This window comes from Plantactinospora siamensis, assembly GCF_042434095.1.
GTDB lineage: Bacteria > Actinomycetota > Actinomycetes > Mycobacteriales > Micromonosporaceae > KBS50.
This window is the reverse complement of record NZ_JBHLUE010000004.1, coordinates 724,633-741,994: the sequence shown is the minus strand read 5'-3', so window position 1 is coordinate 741,994 and position 17,362 is coordinate 724,633. Positions and strand designations below refer to the sequence as shown.

General features: G+C 74.2%; 19 protein-coding genes. 12 read left to right on the top strand and 7 right to left on the bottom strand.

All coding sequences use genetic code 11. From position 1 onward, the window contains the following. Window positions 1–33: 33 nt before the first annotated feature. The 3 genes from ACFFHU_RS08270 to ACFFHU_RS08260 are packed head-to-tail and all read right to left on the bottom strand — an operon-like array spanning window position 34 to window position 4,616. Window positions 34–615, bottom strand: a complete 582-nt coding sequence (locus ACFFHU_RS08270) for an isochorismatase family protein (protein ID WP_377337098.1) — start codon at window positions 613–615, stop codon at window positions 34–36. After that, complete coding sequence (locus tag ACFFHU_RS08265; protein ID WP_377337096.1) at window positions 612–1,910, bottom strand: nicotinate phosphoribosyltransferase; 1,299 nt, start codon at window positions 1,908–1,910, stop codon at window positions 612–614. The genes ACFFHU_RS08270 and ACFFHU_RS08265 overlap by 4 nt, the downstream gene beginning before the upstream one ends. Before the next feature lie 39 nt (window positions 1,911–1,949). Continuing rightward, the gene (locus tag ACFFHU_RS08260) at window positions 1,950–4,616 is read right to left on the bottom strand and encodes a LuxR C-terminal-related transcriptional regulator (RefSeq protein ID WP_377337095.1); all 2,667 of its coding nucleotides are present in this window, start codon (window positions 4,614–4,616) and stop codon (window positions 1,950–1,952) included. A 243-nt stretch (window positions 4,617–4,859) separates the two neighbouring features. Between ACFFHU_RS08260 and ACFFHU_RS08255 the strand changes: the two genes are divergently transcribed. From ACFFHU_RS08255 to ACFFHU_RS08245, 3 genes are all read left to right on the top strand, one after another. Next, the gene (locus ACFFHU_RS08255; protein WP_377337094.1) at window positions 4,860–6,374 is read left to right on the top strand and encodes a hypothetical protein; all 1,515 of its coding nucleotides are present in this window, start codon (window positions 4,860–4,862) and stop codon (window positions 6,372–6,374) included. A 79-nt stretch (window positions 6,375–6,453) separates the two neighbouring features. Continuing rightward, the gene (clpS, locus tag ACFFHU_RS08250; RefSeq protein WP_377337093.1) at window positions 6,454–6,744 is read left to right on the top strand and encodes an ATP-dependent Clp protease adapter ClpS; all 291 of its coding nucleotides are present in this window, start codon (window positions 6,454–6,456) and stop codon (window positions 6,742–6,744) included. A 37-nt stretch (window positions 6,745–6,781) separates the two neighbouring features. Beyond that, window positions 6,782–7,282, top strand: coding sequence for a DUF2017 domain-containing protein (locus ACFFHU_RS08245; protein WP_377337092.1), 501 nt, complete (start codon window positions 6,782–6,784; stop codon window positions 7,280–7,282). 101 nt (window positions 7,283–7,383) lie between these two features. Here ACFFHU_RS08245 and ACFFHU_RS08240 read toward each other — a convergent pair whose 3' ends face one another. Continuing rightward, entirely contained in the window at window positions 7,384–8,235 is an 852-nt protein-coding gene (locus tag ACFFHU_RS08240) for an aldo/keto reductase (RefSeq protein WP_377337091.1), read from the bottom strand. Between the two features lie 130 nt (window positions 8,236–8,365). On the opposite strand from ACFFHU_RS08240, the gene ACFFHU_RS08235 reads away from it, so the two are divergent. From ACFFHU_RS08235 to ACFFHU_RS08225, 3 genes are read left to right on the top strand one after another with little or no spacing between them, the layout of a single operon-like run. After that, entirely contained in the window at window positions 8,366–8,854 is a 489-nt protein-coding gene (locus tag ACFFHU_RS08235) for a M67 family metallopeptidase (RefSeq protein ID WP_377337090.1), read from the top strand. A gap of 58 nt (window positions 8,855–8,912) precedes the next feature. Beyond that, entirely contained in the window at window positions 8,913–9,260 is a 348-nt protein-coding gene (locus ACFFHU_RS08230; RefSeq protein ID WP_377337089.1) for a MoaD family protein, read from the top strand. 11 nt (window positions 9,261–9,271) lie between these two features. Further along, window positions 9,272–10,237 (top strand): PLP-dependent cysteine synthase family protein, encoded by a 966-nt coding sequence (locus ACFFHU_RS08225; RefSeq protein WP_377337088.1) that lies wholly within the window; start codon window positions 9,272–9,274, stop codon window positions 10,235–10,237. A gap of 108 nt (window positions 10,238–10,345) precedes the next feature. On the opposite strand, the gene ACFFHU_RS08220 is transcribed toward ACFFHU_RS08225, so the two are convergent. Then, entirely contained in the window at window positions 10,346–11,008 is a 663-nt protein-coding gene (locus tag ACFFHU_RS08220; RefSeq protein WP_377337087.1) for a hypothetical protein, read from the bottom strand. 269 nt (window positions 11,009–11,277) lie between these two features. On the opposite strand from ACFFHU_RS08220, the gene ACFFHU_RS08215 reads away from it, so the two are divergent. From ACFFHU_RS08215 to ACFFHU_RS08190, 6 genes are all read left to right on the top strand, one after another. After that, window positions 11,278–12,024: an MBL fold metallo-hydrolase gene (locus tag ACFFHU_RS08215; protein WP_377337086.1), complete on the top strand. Its 747-nt coding sequence runs from the start codon at window positions 11,278–11,280 to the stop codon at window positions 12,022–12,024. A gap of 157 nt (window positions 12,025–12,181) precedes the next feature. Further along, complete coding sequence (locus ACFFHU_RS08210) at window positions 12,182–13,378, top strand: glycosyltransferase family 4 protein (protein ID WP_377337085.1); 1,197 nt, start codon at window positions 12,182–12,184, stop codon at window positions 13,376–13,378. After that, window positions 13,375–14,760, top strand: coding sequence for a glycosyltransferase (locus tag ACFFHU_RS08205; protein ID WP_446686780.1), 1,386 nt, complete (start codon window positions 13,375–13,377; stop codon window positions 14,758–14,760). The genes ACFFHU_RS08210 and ACFFHU_RS08205 overlap by 4 nt, the downstream gene beginning before the upstream one ends. Before the next feature lie 9 nt (window positions 14,761–14,769). Then, entirely contained in the window at window positions 14,770–15,498 is a 729-nt protein-coding gene (gene rph, locus ACFFHU_RS08200) for a ribonuclease PH (protein ID WP_377337084.1), read from the top strand. Then, the gene (gene rdgB / locus ACFFHU_RS08195) at window positions 15,495–16,115 is read left to right on the top strand and encodes an RdgB/HAM1 family non-canonical purine NTP pyrophosphatase (protein WP_377337083.1); all 621 of its coding nucleotides are present in this window, start codon (window positions 15,495–15,497) and stop codon (window positions 16,113–16,115) included. The genes rph and rdgB overlap by 4 nt, the downstream gene beginning before the upstream one ends. Window positions 16,116–16,184: 69 nt before the next feature. Continuing rightward, complete coding sequence (locus ACFFHU_RS08190; protein ID WP_377337082.1) at window positions 16,185–16,412, top strand: hypothetical protein; 228 nt, start codon at window positions 16,185–16,187, stop codon at window positions 16,410–16,412. A gap of 137 nt (window positions 16,413–16,549) precedes the next feature. Here ACFFHU_RS08190 and ACFFHU_RS08185 read toward each other — a convergent pair whose 3' ends face one another. Both ACFFHU_RS08185 and ACFFHU_RS08180 read right to left on the bottom strand, forming a co-directional pair. Beyond that, entirely contained in the window at window positions 16,550–16,936 is a 387-nt protein-coding gene (locus ACFFHU_RS08185) for a DUF6186 family protein (RefSeq protein ID WP_377337081.1), read from the bottom strand. Beyond that, window positions 16,933–17,346: a hypothetical protein gene (locus ACFFHU_RS08180; protein WP_377337080.1), complete on the bottom strand. Its 414-nt coding sequence runs from the start codon at window positions 17,344–17,346 to the stop codon at window positions 16,933–16,935. The genes ACFFHU_RS08185 and ACFFHU_RS08180 overlap by 4 nt, the downstream gene beginning before the upstream one ends. Window positions 17,347–17,362 lie beyond the last annotated feature (16 nt).

Sequence of the window (17,362 nt, the reverse complement as noted above, 5' to 3'; positions counted from 1 at the left end):
CTCCGGTTACTCAGTTCACAGGCCGGGCCGACCTCAGCCGGCGTCCACCACCGGCGTTCCGTCCAGGGTGGCTCCCGCCGCGGCCAGCTCCGCCAGCGCGGCCTCCGTGGTCGGCGCGGCCACCCCGGCCGTGAGGTCCAGCAGCACCGTGGTGGCGAAGCCGGCGCGTACGGCATCCAGCGCGGTGGCCCGGACGCAGTGGTCGGTGGCGATGCCGACCACGTCCACCGCGTCCACGCCGTGCCGACCCAGCCAGTCGGCCAGCCCCTCGCCGTCGGCGGTGTGTCCCTCGAAGCCCGAGTATGCGGCCGCGTGCTCGCCCTTGTGGAACACCGCCTCGATCCGTTCGGCGGCGAGCTCCGGGTGGAATTCCGAGCCCGCCGTGCCCACCACGCAGTGCCGCGGCCAGGACGTGCGGTAGTCCGGCGGATCGCCGAAGTGGTCGCCGGGGTCGACGTGGTAGTCCTTGGTGGCCACGACGTGCGCCCAGCGGTCGACCGGCGCGGCCAGCAGCCGGGACACGGCGGCCGCGACGGCCGCGCCGCCGGCCACCGCCAGCGAACCGCCCTCGCAGAAGTCGTTCTGCACGTCGACGATGATCAACGCCCTGCTCATGCGCGCACTCCCTCCGCGGGGACCACGGTGACCGGGATGGCCGGGTCACCGGAGGACAGCTTCAACCCCTCCCAGGGGATCGAGATCAGGCACTGCCGCAGGTGCTCCCGGGCCGCCCTGAGGTCGGGCTTGACCACCGGCTCGCCGCCGATCACGTACGACCGTTGCAGCATCCGGTCGCCGGGCACGTGGTCCGGCACCCCCTGCGAGACGATGACCTCCTCGGTCGCGGTGCCGGTCGGCTTGTGCCGCCGTACCGCGACCTTGCGACCACCCACCGTGGCCTTGTTCTCCGACCGCTTGACCACCGGCCGGCCCTCCACCTCGACCAGCTTGTAGACCAGGTGCGCGGTGGGGGCGCCGGAGCCGGTCACCACCGACGTGCCCGCGCCGTACGAGTCGACCGGCTCGGCGGCGAGCGCGGCGATGGCGTACTCGTCCAGGTCGCCGGAGACGATGATCCGCGTCTCCGTGGCGCCGAGCGAGTCGAGCAGCTCGCGCGACTGCTGGGCGATCACGGCCAGGTCGCCGGAGTCGATCCGGACCGCCCGCAGGTCCGGACCGGCCACCTCCACGGCGTTCCGGATGCCGGCGGCGATGTCGTACGTGTCGACCAGCAGCGTCGTGGCCCGGCCCTGCGCCTCGACCTGGGTGGCGAAGGCCGCCTTCTCGTCGTCGTGCAGCAGCGTGAAGGCGTGCGCCGCGGTGCCCGCGGTGGGCACGCCGTACCGCTGGCCGGCGGCCAGGTTGGAGGTGAAGCCGAAGCCGGCCAGGTATGCGGCGCGGGCGGCCGCCACCGCCGCCTCCTCGTGGGCCCGCCGGGAACCCATCTCGATCAGCGGCCGGCCGCGGGCGGCCGTGACCATCCGCGCGGCCGCGGCGGCCACCGCGCAGTCGTGGTTGAGCACCGACAGCACCAGCGTCTCCAGCACCACCGCCTCGGCGAAGGTGCCGGACACGGTGAGCACCGGCGAGCCCGGGAAGAACAGCTCGCCCTCGGCGTACCCGTCGATGTCGCCGGTGAAGCGGTAGTCGGCCAGCCACTCGGCCGTCCGGTCGTCCACCACGCCGCTCTCGCGCAGGTATGCCACGTCCGGCTGCTCGAAGCGAAAGTCGGCAAGCAGCTCCAGCAGTCGCCCGGTGCCGGCCACCACCCCGTACCGCCGGCCGGTCGGCAGCTTGCGGGCGAACACCTCGAAGACGCACCGCCGGCTCGCCGTGCCGTCCCGGAGGGCGGCGGCCAGCATGGTCAGCTCGTAGTGGTCCGTCAGCAGCGCGGGACGATGTGCGATCACCACCACAGCCTAATCCCGCCGCCGACAGCCCCGCCGGGGTCAGTCCCGGCGCCCGGACCGGCCGTCGACGTCGGGCAGCGCGCGCAACGCTGCCCACAACTCGGCCCGGCCCGCGATGCCCAGCTTGCTGTAGACCCGCTGGAGGTGGTTTTCCACGGTACGGGTCGACAGGTAGAGCTGTTCGGCGATGTTCCTGCTCGGCGTGCCGCCGGCGGCCAGCGTGGCGATCTCCCGTTCCCGGTCGGTGAGCACCGGTTGCCGGCTCCACAGCGCCGGGGTGCGGACCAGGTCGCAGCGTTGCAGCAACTCGCCCAGCCGCAGGTTGGCCTGGTTGGCCAGCGCCGACCGGTCCTCGCGGAGCCGGGCCACCCCGGTCGCGGCTGCCTCGGCGGCGAAGAGGTAGAGGTCGGCGGCCGCGAACTCGTTCGACACGGCCAGCAGGTCGGCGCCGGAGCGAGCGGCGGCCGCGGCGGCGTGCCGGGCCAGCAACGGCGGCAGCGGGCCGTCCACGATCTCGGTCAACGCTGCCATCCGGTGGGCGACGGTCACCGGCGGCGTCCCGCCGCCGGCCGGCGCGACCGCCACCTCGGCCGCGCCCAGCCGGACCAGGTCGTGCAGGGCGTGCACCTCGTGCCCGGCGAAGCCGTCCGCCCACAGCCGGCCGACGAGCGAGCGCAACGACTCGATGGCGTCGTCCGTCCGCCCCCGGGCGGCCAGCACGGTGGCCCGGGCCTGCTCCCGCCAGGGGTAGAGGACCGCCATGCCGGGCAGGTGCGTGGCGTCCGACTCGATCATGGCGGCCTCCGCCTGGGCGACGTCGCCGCGCAGCGCCGCCGCCTGGGCCCGCTCGGCCTGCGCCAGGCTGGCGTACGCGGGGCTGTTGGCCAGCACGGCGCAGGCGCCCAGACTGGTCCGCAGCGCGTCGCCGGTCTGCCCGCGCAGCCGGGCGGCCTGTGCCCGCACGATCGACAGGTAGCCGGTGCCCAGCCGGAACTCGCCCGCGTCGGCCAGATCGGCGAACTCGTCCGCGGCGATGGCGTCGACGCCGGCGAGATTCCCGGCCAGCAGCAGGCCGGTGCCGCGGGCCAGCTCGAGGGCGAGTTGGAGGTACGGCATGTCGGCCCGCCACTGCGCCGCCTCGGCCGCGACGCCGGCCACCGCTCGGCCGCTCAGCTCGAAGTGTCCCTGCGCGGCCTGCAGGTGCGCGACCGTGCACCGGGCCAGCCCGCGGGCCGCGACCGTGGCGGCGGGCCGGTCGAGGATGGCCCGGCTGAGCCGTACGGCCTCGTCGCAGTCCATCCGGTGCAGCCGCATGATGGCCTCGAAGGAGCGCACCCGGGCCCGGTCGGCCGGGTCGGTCAGCTCGCTGGCCGCCAACGACACCCGCTCCACCGTGGACTCGTCGCGCAGCCCCCAGTAGGAGATCATGCCGTGCACCGTGAGCTGGCGGGCCCGCCGCTCGTCGGTGGTCACCTCGGCGGCCACCGTGTCGAGGACACCGATGGCCTCCTCCGGCTGGTCGCCGAACATCAGGATGGTGGCGAGCAGCTCGGCCGCGTCGTACCCGCCGCCGGCCTCCAGCGCCGCCCGGGCGAGCCGGGCCGCCAGCGGCACGTCGTACTGCCCGAACGCCTGGCCGGCCGCGGCCAGCAGCAGGGCCGGCACCTGGGCGGTGCCCGAGTCCAGCCGCCACACCGCCACCCGCAGCAGGTCCTCGCGCCGGCGGGCGCCCGCGGCCTCCACCAGGTCGGCCAGCTCGGCCTTCAATCGCCGGGTCCGGGTCACCGGGCAGCGGTGCCGGACCACCTCGCCGTACAGCGGATGCGCGAGCCGTACGTTGGACCGCCGGTCGTGCTGGACGACCGTGATGAGCGACCGCTCCTCGGCCAGCTCCACGTCCCGCCGGTCCGTGGCCCGGTTCAGCAGCTCCAGGCCGATCGGCTCGCCCAGGGCCACGAACTCCACCACCGTCTGCACCCCCTGCTCGAGCTGCCCGATCCGCGCGTCGATCAGGTCGTTCAGGCTCGGCGCGAGCTCCAGCCGACCGGTCCACCGCCACACCCCGTACGACTGCGACAGCTCGTCACCGGCCTGCGCGGCGATGACCAGCTCGCGCAGCAGCAGCGCGTTGCCGGCGGACAGCCGGTGCAGCCGGTCGGCGGAGGCGTCGTCGACCGGGCCGGTGAGGATCTCCGACAGCAGGGCCCGGGTGTCGGCGGGGCTGAACGGCGGCAGCTCGACGTATTCCACGAGGTCGTCCGTCCACAGTGCCCGGATGGGCAGCGGCACCTGCTCGCCGTTGCGCAGCGTGCCCAGCACGGTGGCGTCCTCGGAGCGGGCGATCAGATAGACCAGCGCGGCCGACGACGGGTCGAGCAGGTGCGCGTCGTCGATGGCCAGCACGATGGGCCGGCCGGCCGCCTGCTGGTGCAGCGCGTCCACCGCCCAGCGCAGGATGCCGGCGGGGGAGAGCCCGGCGGGTTGGTCCGCCGGCAGCACCTGGGCCAGGCCACCGAACGGCAGGCCGGCGGTGGCGATGTTCGCCGACGCGGACCACACCGCGTACTTGTCGGTGGGCAGCGCCGCCACCCCCTCCCGGAGCAGGCGGCTCTTGCCGATGCCGGCCGTACCGCTGAAGAAGATGCCCCGGCCGGCGGCGCCGCTGGCGGCGGCGATCAGCCGGTCGAGCTCTTTCGTCCTGCCCACGAAGCGCCACGGTCCCACTCAGCCAGCATATCGATGAAAGTTCCATGGCGTACTCATCCGACTACGCAGAAGTTGAGTAGCACGACAGTTGGCCTAAGTACCGGCGTACCTCGTGACCTCCCCGGTCCCGCGCATACGGTTCGGTTGTCGGGCGTCGCGGCCCTCCACTGCCGGGCTTCGCGATCGACTCCGACGCCCGGGTGCGGTGGCTCGCACCCGCCAACGGGTCGCAGGGAGGCGAACGTGAGGTCCAGTCAGCCCCGTACCCTGCGCGGCGCGGACCGGGCCGCGTCGCCGACGGCTCGCCGCCGACCCGACCGGGGTCCGCTCCGCATCAGCGCCAAGGCGGTCGAGGCCGTGCCCGACGAATCCATCGCCGTCGTCCTCGCCGGTCCCGCCGGCGACCTCCGCGAAGCGCTGCTCACCGCCCTGGTCGGCGAGGTCCCGGCCGCGCCGGAGCCGGGCAGTGGCTTTCTCGTGGTGAGCCACGGGCCGGATGTCGGCGTGGCCGCGCACATCCCCGGATACCGCCAACCGCACGCCTTCACCGACGCCTCCAGCGGCGGCCCGGTGCCGGCCCGGCCACCGCGCCGGGTGACGGCCACGCTGCCCGATCCGTTGCTGCGGCACTTCCAGCTGGTGGACACGCCGGACACCAGCCGGTTGGGCGTGGCGGGCGCCCGGGTGGTGCTGGACGCGGCCCGGCGCGGTGGCGCGCTGCTCTTCGTGTTGCCGGTCGCCGGCGGCCTGAGCCAATCGGATCTCGACCTGCTCGCCGGGGTCGCGGAGGCCGGCTGCACCGTGTTCTTCGCCGTGCTGCCGGAGACGTCCGGCTGGGCGCCGCCGAGCCACCGATCCGGGCCGGTGGCCGGCGGCGACCCCACCGCCGCGGCGCAGCGGCGACTCCGCGCGGCCGTGGCCGCCCGGGTGCCGGCGCTGGCCGACGCCGGCTGGTTCGTGGTGGACGCGCTCACCGGCGACATCGCCTACCTGCGCCGGGCGCTGATCGAGTGGGCCGATCGCGAGGGACTGGCCCGGGCCAGCCGGGATCTCGCGCCGGTCCCGGCCGCCACCCGGGCCGTTCCGGTCACCCCCGGGGCGTACGAGTCGGCCTGGGCGGACCGGTTGGATCGGCAGCTCCGCACCGCGGCACACCGGCTGCGGCAGCGGCTCGCCATCGAGCTGGCCAACATCCACCTACGCTGCGTGCAGGGGATCGTCTTCGGCGCCGGTCCAGCCGGATTGCCGGCCGACCTGGACCGGGAGCTGGAGGCGCTGTCCCTGACCGCGGTGCGGGAGGGGGACCGGGCGGTGGCCGCCGCGCTGGACGAGGTCGCCGGCGTGGTCTTCGGCGAGGCCCCGGACGAGGGCGTACGGAGGCGGATCTCCGCGGCCGTACGCCGGGGCTTCGCCGACCATCGGGTCGCCCGGGATCTGGAGCGCGTGCTGCTGGTCACCAGCACCGGCGGTGTGGCCGTGGTCACCGGGTCGGCCGCGGTGAGCGCGCTGGCCGCCTGTCCCGGCCCCACCGTCGGCCCGCTGCCGCCCGTCGGTGTGGCCCTCTCCGGCGGCTGCTACCAGTTGTGGGCCAACCCGGGCAACGACGACCCGGCCCGGGCCCGTTCCTGGCTGCAACGCGCGCTGCGGGAGGTCGAGGTGGAGCTGGGCCGGGAGGTGGCCCGCCGGTTCGAAGCGGTGCGGTTGTCGATGACGGCCCTCCTCGCCGACGCCGTGGACCACGGCATCCTGCTCGCCTGACGTGCTGGGTGGCCCGGTCCGGCGCGCTCGTGGCGCTCCGCCTCCTCGGATTCCCGGCGGCGGTGGCACCATGGGGGGCATGGCGGCACCACAGGTTGTCCCGGTCGAGACTCCGGGCACCGACGATCTTCCGATCTCGGACCGGCCCTGGGTGACGATCGTCTGGGACGATCCGGTCAACCTGATGTCCTACGTCACGTGGGTCCTGCAGAAGCTCTTCGGCTACAGCCACGACAAGGCCGAGAAGCTCATGCTGGACGTCCACCACAAGGGCAAGGCCATCGTCTCCAGCGGGGCGCGCGAGCGGATGGAGTACGACGCCGCCCAGCTGCACTCGTACGGCCTGTGGGCCACGGTGGACCGCTCGTGACCGAGCGCGGCGCGGGAATCATCAGCGGGTGGGCGGCATGAGCATGTTTCGCCGTCGGGGCAAGCACTACGTGGCCAGCTTTGCCCCGGACGAGGCCAAGGTGCTGCGCAAGGTGGCCGGCGAGGTCGTCGGGCTGCTGACCGACGGCTTCGATCACTCGGACCCGGTGGTCGACCGGCTCTTCCCGGCCGTCTATCCGGACGACAAGGAGGACACCGAGGAGTTCCGCCGGTACACCGAGGGCGACCTCAAGACCGGAAAGATCGACCAGGCCGGCGCCATCCTCGCGGCCCTGCCCGCGGAGGGCCCCGGCGAGGTACGCCTGGACGGCGAGGCCGCCGAGGCCTGGCTGCGGGCCCTGAACGACGCCCGGCTGGCGATGGGCGTCCGGCTGGAGATCACCGACGGCACGGATCTGAGCGCCGAGCTGGACCGGGCGCTGCTGGCCGATCCCAACTCGTCCCGGGTGTTCCAACTGTCCGTCTACGCCTACCTCGGCTACCTCCAGGAGTCCCTCCTCAACGCCCTCCTGGACTAACCCCCCAAGCCACCCCCTCCCCCGGTCGATCATTGAATTAGCGGGCCATTTGATCCCAAATGGCCCGCTAACCTCATGATCGACATGCAGGGTTGGGTGGGTCAGGAGGTGGCGTCGAGGGTTTCGTACTCGTCTTCGGAGAGGACGAGGTCGGCGGCTGCGGCCGAGTCGCGGATGGTCTCCGGGCGGCTGGCGCCGGGGATCGGCACCACCCGCGGCGACTTGGCGAGCATCCAGGCCAGGCAGACCTGTTGCGGGCTGACTCCGCGGCTCTTCGCCACCTCGCCGAAGGCGCCGAGCCGGCCGCCGAGCTCGTCGGCCTTGCCGGCGCCGCCGAACGGGGACCAGGGCAGGAAGGTGAGGTTGAGCTCGTCGCACAGGTCCAGCTCCGGCTCCGAGCTGCGGAACGCCGGGGAGAACTGGTTCTGCACCGAGACGAGCCGGTCGCCGAGGATCTCCCGCGCCTGGCGGATCTGGTCCAGGTCGGCGTTGGAGATGCCGGCCATCCGCACCTTGCCGGCGTCCACGAGGTCGCGCAGCGCGCCGATCGACTCGGCGTACGGGACCTTGGGGTCGGGCCGGTGGAACTGGTAGAGGCCCACGGCGTCCACGCCGAGCCGCTTGAGCGAGGCCTCGCAGGCCTGCCGCAGGTGCTCGGGAGAGCCGTCCACGGTCCAGCTGCCGTCGCCGGGGCGCAGGTGTCCGCCCTTGGTGGCGATCAGCACGTTCGAGGTGTCGCCGCCGTAGCTCGCCAGCCCGCGGGCGATCAGCGACTCGTTGTGGCCGACGTCGTCGGCGTGCAGGTGGTACGCGTCGGCCGTGTCGATCAGCGTGATGCCGGCGTCCAGCGCGGCGTGGATGGTCCGGATCGACCGGTCCTCGTCCGGCCGCCCCTCGATCGACATCTGCATCCCGCCGAGGCCGATGGCACTGACCTGGACAGTTCCGATCACTCGGTTTTGCATGCGATTCGGCCCCCTTCGTTCTTCGGTTGCCCTGTCAAACTTCCCCCGTGCCCAGCGGGAAAACCCCAGTGACGTCGCACACGTTACGGACCGCGCCGCAGACGGTACGCTGGACGGCGTGCTGAGCATCGACCGCGGAATCATCGACGCGATCGTGGCGCACGCCCGGCGGGACCATCCGGACGAGGCGTGCGGGGTGGTGGCCGGCCCGATCGGCAGCGACCAGCCCACCCGGCACATCCCGATGGACAACGCGGCCCGGTCCATGACCTTCTACGAGTTCGACTCGATGGAGCAGCTCCGGGTGTGGCGCGAGATGGACGACCGGGACGAGGAACCCGTGGTCATCTACCACTCGCACACCGCCACCGAGGCATACCCGTCACGCACCGACGTCTCCTTCGCGGGTGAGCCGGGCGCGCACTACCTGCTGGTGTCGACCCGCGATCCGGAGCGGGCGGAGATCCGCTCCTACCGCATCACCGACGGCGAGGTCGCCGAGGAGCCGGTGCGGATCCTCGAACCGGGAGTGGACCAGCACGCCGTCCAGTCATTCATGTTCGGGCAGAGCCCGGCGACGGTCGACTACGAGTGTTCGGGCCGCTGACGTCCCCACGTCCGGTCCCGTCCCGCGTCAACCCAGTCGTTCGAGGAGCACACCCATCATGGCCATCGAAGTTCGCATCCCCACCATCCTGCGCAGCCACACCGGCGGTGCCAAGGTCGTCGAGGGCAGCGGCGACACCCTGCGTGACCTGCTGACCGACCTCGACTCCCGGCACTCCGGGCTGCGCGCCCGCCTGGTCACCGACGACAACACCCTGCACCGGTTCGTCAACGTCTACGTCAACGACGAGGACGTCCGGTTCCTCGGCGCCCTGGACGCGAAGCTGTCCGACGGTGACACCGTGACCATCTTGCCGGCCGTGGCCGGCGGCGCCTTCGGCTTCGCGGCGGTGGCCGCGCTGCGCGGATGGCGCCAACCGGACGGTCAGCGCCGAGCCGACCGCTGACGGCGGCCGCCATGGCGAGGTACGACAGCCTCCTCGACGCATGCGGCGGCACCCCGCTGGTGGGGCTGCCCCGGCTCTCCCCGGCCGTGCCGGACGGTTCGCCGCCGGTGCGGCTCTGGGCCAAGCTGGAGGACCGCAACCCGACGGGCAGCGTCAAGGACCGGCCGGCGCTGTTCATGGTCCGCGAGGCGGAACGGTCCGGCCGGCTTCGCCCGGGCGCCACCATCCTCGAGCCGACCAGCGGCAACACCGGCATCTCCCTGGCCATGGTGGCCAAGCTGCGCGGCTACCGGCTGGTCTGCGTGATGCCGGAGAACGTCTCGACCGAGCGGGTGCAGCTGCTCCGGATGTACGGTGCGGAGATCATCTTCTCGCCCGCGGCCGGCGGCTCGAACCAGGCCGTCGCCACGGCCAAGCAGATCGCGGCCGAGCATCCGGACTGGGTCATGCTCTACCAGTACGGCAACGAGCAGAACGCCCGGGCGCACTACGAGACCACCGGTCCGGAGCTGCTGCAGGACCTGCCCACCATCACGCACTTCGTGGCCGGGCTCGGCACCACCGGCACGCTGATGGGCACCGGCCGCTACCTGCGGGAAAAGGTCGAGGGCATCGAGATCGTCGCGGCCGAGCCGCGGTACGGAGAGCTGGTCTACGGCCTGCGCAACATCGACGAGGGGTACGTGCCGGAGCTGTACGACGCCACCGTGCTGACCCGCCGCTTCTCGGTGGGCACCCGGGACGCCGTGCTGCGTACCCGACAGCTGGTCGAGGTGGAGGGCATCTTCGCCGGCTTCTCGACCGGGGCCATCCTGCACGCGGCGCTGGCCGTGGCGCACCAGGCGGTCCGGGACGGCCGTCGCGCCGACGTGGCGTTCGTGGTCTGCGACGGCGGCTGGAAATACCTCTCCACCGGCGCCTACGGTGGCAGCCTCGGCGACGCCGAGGACGCGCTGGAGGGCCAGCTCTGGGCCTGAGCCGGGGGCGCGCCCGGCCGAGGGTCCCGGGCGCGCCCCCGGCTCGGTGCTCGGCGCAGCCCATGGCATGCCGCGACGCCACGACGGGGGCCGCGGATCGACCACCGCTCAGAGCGCGCCGACGGTGAGCCCCACGTTGACCAGCACCGGCACCGTGGCCAGTCCCAGCAGCAGCCACGGCAGCCGGGCCCGACGGACCAGCGTGAAGGCCGCCACGATGCAGCCGATGCTGGCCAGGCCGACCGTCGCGAGCGTCGGCTCGTACCACTCCGGCGCGGCGCCGGCGCGGATGGCGAACAGGCCGCGGACCGCGGCCACCGTGCCGAGCACGCCCAGGACGGTGGCCCAGCCGCACAGCCCGAGCATCCGGTCGCTGGCGCCCACCGAGTCGACCCGCTGCACCGGGAACGGCTGCTGGAAGCCGGGCAGCGGCGCGGGCGGCGGATTAAGGCCGCGGACGACCGGCGGGGCGATCGTGGCGGGGCCGGCCGCCGCCCGGCGGCCATGCCGCGGCGCCGGAAGCTCGGGCCCCGGCCCGGAGCGCCGGGAGGGTACGGCGACCGCCGGCCCCACGGGCACCGCAACCTCGGACGCCGCGGGCACGGCGCCGCCGGGCGCCGCGTGGTCGGGCGCCGCGGGCGCGGTGTGGTCGGATGCCGCGGGCGCGGTGTGGTCGGATGCCGCGGGCACGGCGCCGCCGGGCGCCGCCGCCCGCAGCGTGGGCGGTGACGCCTCGGCGTCCGGGCTCTTCCGCTGGGGCAAGGCCGCCACCGCTGCTCCTCCCGCTGGTGCCAGCGTCCGCACGGCCGGGCGGCCGCCGGACCTGGCGTTCCTCAGAAGATGCAACGGAACACGGTAACGGGGCGTAACGGTGAATCCCGGATCGGCACGGTGTCACCTTGGCGACATCTATGATCGGATCGTTCTTGCCCCGAGAGCTTCCGGCGTAGGCTGCGCCTCGTGAACGGAACGGCGCCGAGGTCGATCGCGCGGATCACCATCGGCGGCCTGATAACTCGGAGTAACCGCAGGATTGCCCGATGCGACTGACCGTCCTGGGTTGTGCGGGGAGCTTTCCCGGCCCCGAGTCCGCCTGCTCGGCGTACCTGGTCGAGGCCGACGGCTTCCGGCTGCTGGTCGACTTCGGGTCCGGATCGCTGTCCGCGCTGCAGCGCTACGCCGGACTGTCCGCCGTGGACGCCATCCTGCTCACCCACCTGCACTGCGACCACATCTCGGACGCCGTGGACTACGTGGTGGTCCGCCGGTACGCGCCGGACGGGCCGTATCCGGCCCTGCCCGTGTACGCCCCGGCCGGGGCGCCGGACCGGATCGCCGCGGCGTACAGCCAGGACGCGGACAGCGTCGAGGACGTCTACACCTTCTACGGCCTGCAGGCCGGCAGCTTCCCGATCGGACCATTCAGCGTGACGGTCGACCGGGTCAACCATCCCGTCGAGACGTACGGCGTCCGGCTGGAACACGAGGGTCGCTCGCTGTGCTATTCGGCGGACACCGCCCCGTGCGAGGCGCTGCTGCGGCTCGCGCACGGCGCGGACGTCTTCCTGTGCGAGGCCAGCTACCTGGACGGCGAGGACAACCCGCCCGACATCCACCTCACCGGCCGGGAGGCCGGGGAGATCGCGACCAAGGCCGAGGTGGGCCAGCTGCTGCTGACCCACCTCGTGGCCGCCTGGGGCAGCGAGGCGATCACCCGCGAGGCCGCCGGCGGCGCCTTCAGCGGCCCGATCGAGGTCGTCCGGCCCGGCGCCAGCTACGAGATCTGACCGGTCGGGACGGCGGCCCCTTTCGGGGACGCCGGCGACGCGAGGGCCAGGTACCGGGCGAACCGGCCGGCAGCCGGCGGACGATTGTGCGGCAGTGTTTCCCGGCCGGCCAGCCACGGGTCGCCCTGTGCACCGCCGGTGGAATCACCGTGTGCGCATGCGAATCGCGATCGTCACCGAGTCGTTCGCGCCGGACGTCAACGGGGTGGCCCACTCGGTGGTACGCACCGTGGAACACCTGCTCCGGCGCGGCCACCAACCGCTGGTCGTGGCGCCCGCCTCCGCCGGACCGGTGCCGCCGCCCGCCTCCGCCGGACCGTTGCCGGCGCCCGCCTCCGCCGGGTCGGCGGAGGCGCCGGACGCGTCCCAGGACTGCCCGGTGATCCGGGTCCCCAGCATCGCGCTGCCCGGCTACCGCGGCTTCCGCCTCGGACTGCCCAGCCCGAAACTGGGCGAGGCGCTGGCCGAGCACGCGCCGGACGTACTGCATCTGGCCAGTCCGTTCGTGCTTGGCGGCCGGGCCGCGACCCTCGCCGCGCAGCGCCGCCTGCCGACGTTGGCCGTGTACCAGACGGACATGGCGGCCTACGCCCGGGCGTACGGCATGGCCTGGGGCGAGGCCGCGGCCTGGCGGCGGCTGCGCGCCATCCACAACTCCGCGCACCGTACGCTCGCGCCGTCCACGGCCGCCGCCACCGACCTGGTCGACCACGGCATCGAGCGGGTGTGGCTGTGGCGGCGCGGGGTGGACACGGCCCGGTTCGACCCCGCCAAACGGCACGAGGAGCTGCGCCGGGCGCTCGCCCCGAACGGCGAGCTGCTGGTCGGGTACGTCGGTCGGCTGGCCGCCGAGAAGCGCGTGGAGCTGCTGGCCGAGACCTGCCGGCTGCCCGGCGTACGGGTCGTCGTGGTCGGCGACGGGCCGGCCCGCCGGGAGATCGAGCGGGCCCTGCCCGGTGCGCTGTTCCTCGGTCTTCGCCAGGGCAACCAGCTCGCCCGGCTCTACGCGAGCCTGGACCTCTTTGCGCACACGGGACCGCATGAGACGTTCGGGCAGACGATCCAGGAGGCACAGGCCAGCGGGCTGCCCGTGATTGCGCCCGCGGCCGGCGGACCCACCGACCTGATCACCCCGGGCGTGACCGGCGTCCTCGTTCCGCCCGGCGACGGCCCGGCCATCGCCGCGGCGGTGGCCCGGCTCGCCGCCGACCGGCCGCTGCGCGAGTCGTACGGTCGAGCGGCCCGGACCGGAGTGGCCGGCCGCAGCTGGGCTGCCGTGGGTGACGAGTTGATCGACCACTACCGGGCCGTGCTGGCGGCCGAGCCCCCGGCGACCCTGCGTCCAGCGGCGTGACGGCCGGCGAGGCCGCGGTGGCGGTCGCCGTCGGCCGGCGAGACCCGGCGGTCGCCGCCGGCGGGGTTGGTCGGCCGCCGGCCGGCGAACCGGACGCGGTGGCGGACGGGCCGCGCGGGCCGGCGCCTCACGCCGGGGCGTCCGGGCTGCGCATCGTCCGGCTGGCGAACTTCGTCACCGATCGTTCGGGCGGGCTCCGGACCGCGCTGCGCTGCCTGGGCGCCGGCTACCGGGCCGCCGGGCACGAGCCGGTGCTGGTGGTGCCGGGCGCCACGGCCGATGACAGGTTCGTCGACGGTGAACGCGTGATCACGCTGCCGGGCCGGCTGCTGCCGGGCACCGGCGGCTATCGCCTGCTCACCGCGCGCGGGCCGGTGGAACGCCTGCTCGAGGAGCTCGAGCCGGACCGGTTGGAGGTGTCGGACCGGTCCTCGTTGCGCTGGACCGGGCGCTGGGCGCGGGCCGCCGGCGTGCCCTCGGCCATGGTGTCGCACGAGAGCCTGACCGGGTTGCTGCGGGTCTGGGGCGCGCCGGCCGGGCCGGCGGTCCGGCTCGCCGACCGGCTCAACGCGCGGAGCGCGACCACCTTCGACCGGATCATCTGCACCACCGGCTGGGCCGCCGAGGAGTTCCGCCGGATCGGTACGCCGAACCTGCACCGGGTGCCCCTCGGGGTGGACCTGACCGCGTTCACGCCCGGGCACCGCGACCAGGCCGTCCGGGACCGGTACGCCGACCGGGACGAGGTGTTGGTGGTGCACTGCAGCCGGCTGTCCACCGAGAAGCGGCCCGGACTGGCGCTGGAGACGGTGGCGGCGCTGCGCGCGGCCGGCGTACCGGCGGTGCTGGTGGTGGTGGGCGACGGACCGCGGCGGGCCCACCTGGAACGACAGGCCGCGGGCCTGCCGGTCCGGTTTCTCGGCTTCCTCAACGACCGGCCGGCGGTGGCCGCCCTGCTCGCCAGCGCCGACGTGGCGGTCGCGCCCGGTCCGGTGGAGACCTTCGGGCTGGCCGGCCTGGAGGCGCTGGCCTGCGGCACGCCGGTGGTGGTCAACGCGGCCAGCGCGCTCCCCGAGGTGGTGGGCCGGGCGGGCCGGGCCGCGGCCGGCACCGGGCCGGCCTTCGGGGCCGCCGTGCTGGAACTCCTGGACCGGCCGGAGCCCGACCGGCGGGCGGCCGCCCGGGCCCGGGCCGAGCTCTTCGGCTGGCCGGCATCGGTGACCGGGTTCCTGGCCGCACACGGCGCCGAACCGGCGGTCGACGCCGCCGCGCGCCCGAGCGGCGATGCCGGCGCGCCGGGCGGCACCCGATCGCCGGCCGGGTCCTCGCCCACGCCCGGCCTGGGCCAGGGGTGCCGGGCGGGCGTCGGGGGTGGCACATAGGGTGGTGCCATGGCGCGACCAGACGGGCGACGACCCGACCAGCTACGACCGGTACGGATCACCCGCGGGTGGAGCCGGCACCCCGAGGGCTCGGTGCTCGTCGAGTTCGGCGACACCCGGGTGCTGTGCACGGCAAGCGTCACCGAGGGCGTGCCGCGCTGGCGCAAGGGCTCCGGACTGGGCTGGGTCACCGCCGAGTACGCCATGCTGCCGCGCGCCACCAACACCCGCTCGGACCGGGAGAGCGTCAAGGGCCGGGTCGGCGGTCGTACCCACGAAATCTCCCGGCTCGTCGGCCGGAGCCTGCGGGCGTGCATCGACCTGAAGGCGCTCGGCGAAAATTCGGTCGTGCTCGACTGCGACGTGCTGCAGGCCGACGGCGGGACCCGGACCGCGGCCATCACCGGCGCGTACGTGGCGCTGCACGACGCCGTGCGGTGGCTGGCCGATCGCCGGTCCCTGGCCGCCGGGCTCGACCGGGTGATGCACCGGTCGGTGGCCGCGGTCAGCGTCGGCGTCATCGCCGGCGAGGCCCGGCTGGACCTGTGCTACGAGGAGGACGTGACCGCCGAGGTGGACATGAACGTCGTCTGCACCGGCACCGGCGACTTCGTGGAGGTGCAGGGCACCGGCGAGGCCGGGGTGTTCGGTCGGGAGCGCCTGGACGCGCTGCTCGATCTCGGCGTGGCCGGCTGCGCCACCCTGGCCGAGGCCCAGCGGAAGGCGCTGGCCGGATGAGTCGCCTCCTGCTGGCCACCACGAATGCCAAGAAGCTGATCGAGCTCCAGCGCGTGCTGGATGGGCTCGTCGGCTCGGGCCGGATGGAGCTGGCGAGCCTGGCCGAGTTCCCGGACTATCCCGAGGTGCCGGAGACCGGCCTCACGTTCGGCGAGAACGCCCTGATCAAGGCCCGGGAGGGGTGCCGGCGCACCGGCCTGCCGACGGTGGCCGACGACTCCGGGCTGGCCGTCGACGCCCTGAACGGGATGCCCGGGGTGTTCAGCGCCCGCTGGTCCGGCCGGCACGGCGACGACCGGGCCAACCTCGAACTCGTGCTCGCCCAGCTCGCCGACGTGCCCGACGAGCAGCTCGGCGCCGCCTTCGTCTGCGCCGCGGCGCTGGTGCTGCCGAGCGGCCGGGAACACCTGGTGGACGGTCGACAGCCCGGCCGGCTGATCCGGACACCGCGCGGGACCAACGGCTTCGGCTACGACCCGATCTTCGTGGGCGAGGGGCAGGACCGCACCAACGCCGAGCTGGACCCGGCGGAGAAGGACGCGGTAAGCCACCGCGGCAAGGCGCTGCGTACGCTCGGCAAGGTCATCGTCAAGGAGCTGGCCAACCTCCCCGGTTGACGCCGGACCGCCCTGGGTATCTGTCCACCAGGGACATGTGCGTCCGGTCTTGAGTTGGGGGGACTTGAGATGGCAGCTCCGTCGCCACCTGGTGACGAACCCTGGTGGAAGCGCAAGCGTCGGCCGCGCACGATGCTCATCTTCGGTCCGGTGCTCAGCCTGGTGGTCCTCCTCGGCGGGCTGTTCGAGCAGCGTTCCGGCGACCGCATCGGTACGCAATTCGTGGTCCTCGGCGTGGTCATGCTCGTCGCCTGGGCGGTGCTGATCCCCATCGCCGTGATCCGCCGGAAGTTCTGAGGCAACCGGCATCGGGCGCCCAGACATCGGGCGCCCAGACATCGGGTGTCCGCTCACCGCGCGAGGAAGTGCCAGCCCAGCCATCGGGTGTCCGCTCACCGCGCGCGGAAGTGCCAGCCCAGCCATCGGGTGTCCGCTCACCGCGCGAGGAAGTGCCAGCCCAGCCAGAGCCACCAACCGAACACCAGCAACCGGCCGAGCGGTCCCCTCAGGGCCGCCGTGAGGGCCGTACCCAGCGGCGCCACCGGCCCCGCCGGCTCCGCCCCGCGGGTCGGGCCCGACGATCGCGCGGCGTTCGCGCGACGGCGGGCGTCTGCAGCGCGGCGGGCGTCTGCAGCGCGGCGGGCCTCTGCGGCGCGGCGGGCCTCTGCGGCGCGGGCGTCTGCGGCGCGGCGGGCGTCTGCGGCGCGGCGGGCGTCTGTGGCGCGGCGGGCGTCTGTGGCGCGGCGGGCGGCGAGGTCGACCGCGGCCATGGCGGCGAGCAGCGCCAGGAAGCCGGCCACCGTCAGCTCGCGGGTGCTCATCGACGCACCAGCCAGGCGCCGGTGCCGAGCCAGAGCAGGTAGCCGGCGACCCGGCCGGGATAGCCGGCCAGCACAGGGTCGGCGAGCATGCTGAACGTCGGGTGCGCGTCGTCGTTGCCGGCCAGGAACGCGCCCAGCTCCCACAGGCAGAACGCCACCCCGAGGCCCAGCCAGGTCAGCACCGTCCGCCGGCCGGCCCATATCCGGGTACGCGGCGTGCGGCGCACGCCGTACCAGGCCAACGGCACGCCCGGCAGCAGCACGGCCACCAGCGCGGCCAGGGTCAGCGGCTGGGCCAGCGCGGCGCACAGCGCGTACCCGATGACGGCGACGGAAACCGGTACGCGGCGCAGCATCGGCCACGCCGCGCCGCGGGCTGCGGTGCGGGCCTCGCTTCCTCCCCACTGCACGCTTCCAGTCTGCTGC

Bases quoted from the DNA above. Each gene is read 5' to 3' on its own strand.
- ACFFHU_RS08270 (WP_377337098.1), bottom strand. From the start codon at position 615: ATGAGCAGGGCGTTGATCATCGTCGACGTGCAGAACGACTTCTGCGAG.
- clpS (WP_377337093.1), top strand. From the start codon at position 6,454: ATGGCGGCACCACAGGTTGTCCCGGTCGAGACTCCGGGCACCGACGAT.
- ACFFHU_RS08245 (WP_377337092.1), top strand. From the start codon at position 6,782: ATGAGCATGTTTCGCCGTCGGGGCAAGCACTACGTGGCCAGCTTTGCC.
- ACFFHU_RS08230 (WP_377337089.1), top strand. From the start codon at position 8,913: ATGGCCATCGAAGTTCGCATCCCCACCATCCTGCGCAGCCACACCGGC.
- ACFFHU_RS08225 (WP_377337088.1), top strand. From the start codon at position 9,272: ATGGCGAGGTACGACAGCCTCCTCGACGCATGCGGCGGCACCCCGCTG.
- ACFFHU_RS08215 (WP_377337086.1), top strand. From the start codon at position 11,278: ATGCGACTGACCGTCCTGGGTTGTGCGGGGAGCTTTCCCGGCCCCGAG.
- ACFFHU_RS08210 (WP_377337085.1), top strand. From the start codon at position 12,182: ATGCGAATCGCGATCGTCACCGAGTCGTTCGCGCCGGACGTCAACGGG.
- rph (WP_377337084.1), top strand. From the start codon at position 14,770: ATGGCGCGACCAGACGGGCGACGACCCGACCAGCTACGACCGGTACGG.
- rdgB (WP_377337083.1), top strand. From the start codon at position 15,495: ATGAGTCGCCTCCTGCTGGCCACCACGAATGCCAAGAAGCTGATCGAG.
- ACFFHU_RS08190 (WP_377337082.1), top strand. From the start codon at position 16,185: ATGGCAGCTCCGTCGCCACCTGGTGACGAACCCTGGTGGAAGCGCAAG.
- ACFFHU_RS08185 (WP_377337081.1), bottom strand. From the start codon at position 16,936: ATGAGCACCCGCGAGCTGACGGTGGCCGGCTTCCTGGCGCTGCTCGCC.